2 protein-coding genes are annotated in these 1,604 nt (G+C 75.9%); both read right to left on the bottom strand.

Features of this window, described 5'->3' with window-relative positions; genetic code table 11:
- Positions 1-658, bottom strand: a 658-nt coding sequence (locus KN815_RS47905) for a beta-ketoacyl synthase N-terminal-like domain-containing protein (RefSeq protein WP_301184717.1), incomplete at its 3' end; no start/stop codon positions are given.
- Positions 655-1,604: beta-ketoacyl-[acyl-carrier-protein] synthase family protein (locus KN815_RS47900; protein WP_216348037.1), on the bottom strand; the 950-nt coding region annotated here is incomplete at its 5' end. The genes KN815_RS47900 and KN815_RS47905, both read right to left, overlap by 4 nt.

Genomic DNA, 1,604 nt, shown 5'->3' with positions numbered 1-1,604 from the left:
CCCGGCTCCGGGCGGCCGCCTCGGGCTCCAGCACCAGCGCGACGGCTCCGGCCTCCGAGGTATCGGCCCCCGGTTCGCCCTCGGGCAGCGCCTCCTCGGTGGCCCCGGCCAGCAGCCACCGGGCCCGCCCGGTGGCGATGGCGCGCTGGCCGTTCTGGAGCGCTTCGAGGCCCGCGACCCGGGGGCTGGTGAAGGTGAGGTTGAAGCCCTTGAGGTCGTGTTCGGTGGCCAGCCGGCTGCCGAAGAGATTGATGGAGAAGTAGGGCGCGGTGACCGGCGACAGATCCCCGGCCCCGGTGGCGGTGACCGTACGGTCCATCGCGTGGTGCAGGGCGACGGCCGCGCTGTTGGTGCCCACCGCGGCGCCCCGCTCCTCGGGCCCGACCGCCTCCAGGGCGTCCGGGCCCGCCTGTGCCAGCGCGCCCTTGGCCGCGGCGAGGAAGTACTGGGAGGCGGCGGGCAGATACTTGTAGCCGTGCCGGCCGAGCGCGGTACGGAAGTCGAAGCCGTCCGCGCCCACGGTGCCGATGCCCGTCACCACCAGGCCGCCGGTCGGTTCGCCGCGCGCCGCCTCCTCGTTCGCTTCTCCGCACACGCGGCGGTCAGGCGCGGCTTTCGTCGCCATCCGCGGCCCGGCGGCCGCACGTGCGTCGCTCACGCGGCGGCCTCCCCGAAGACGAGCGAGATGTTGTTGCCCCCGAAGGCGTAGGCGTTGACCAGCCCATACGCCCCGGTCATGGGCGCGGAGCCGGACGCCAGCGGCACCGCGCACTCCGGGTCCGGCGTGCCGATCGGCACATTCGGCGGCAGCGTCTTGTGGTGCAGCACCAGACTGGCGGCCAGCGCGGCGAACGCGCCCGCCGCGCCGCCGGTGTGCCCGATGAGCGCCTTGACGCTGTAGAGCGGCGTCCGGGGGGTCAGCGCGTCCAGCACCTGGCTCTCCACGACGTCGTTGAGCGCGGTGCCGGTGCCGTGCGGGATCACGAACCCCAGCCCGCCGGAGCCGGATTCGGCCCCTGCCCCGGCCGCTGCCCCTACCCCCGCCTCCCGCAGCGCCACGCGCATCGCGCGCTCGATCTGCTCGCCGGAGGGCTCGGGGGCGGTCGCGTGGTAGGCGTCGCAGCTCCAACCCGCGCCCGCCAGACGGCCGTAGACGGTGCGCGCGCCGCGTGCGCGGGCGTGCGAGGCGGACTCCAGGACGAGTACGGCGGCACCCTCGCCGAAGACGGTGCCGCGCCGCTCGGCGGCGAACGGGCGGCAGCGCTCGGGGTCGATGGCGCCCAGCCGGTTGAAGCAGGCGAGGGCGACCCGGGAGTACGCCTCGGCGCCGCCCGCGATGACCACGTCGGCCTCGCCGGAGCGGATCAGATCGGCGGCCGTCGAAAGCGCGTAGCCGCTGGCGGCGCACGCGTTGCTGACGCAGGTGTTGACGCCCTGCGCACCGAACCAGCCGCCGACCACCGAGGCCAGCGGAAAGGCGGGCGCCCAGCGGCCGGACGCGGGCGCCTCGCCGGTCCACCAGCCCTCGTGCAGATCCGTGTCGCCCATACCGGTGCTGAGGGCGACGGCCACCCGGCGCGGATCGAGCCCGGCGCCCGTGGCGC

It is taken from the genome of Streptomyces niphimycinicus, assembly GCF_018883605.1.
Taxonomy (GTDB): Bacteria; Actinomycetota; Actinomycetes; order Streptomycetales; family Streptomycetaceae; genus Streptomyces; species Streptomyces niphimycinicus.
Note: the sequence above shows the minus strand (reverse complement) of the source record. Positions and strands in the feature narration are given on the sequence as shown.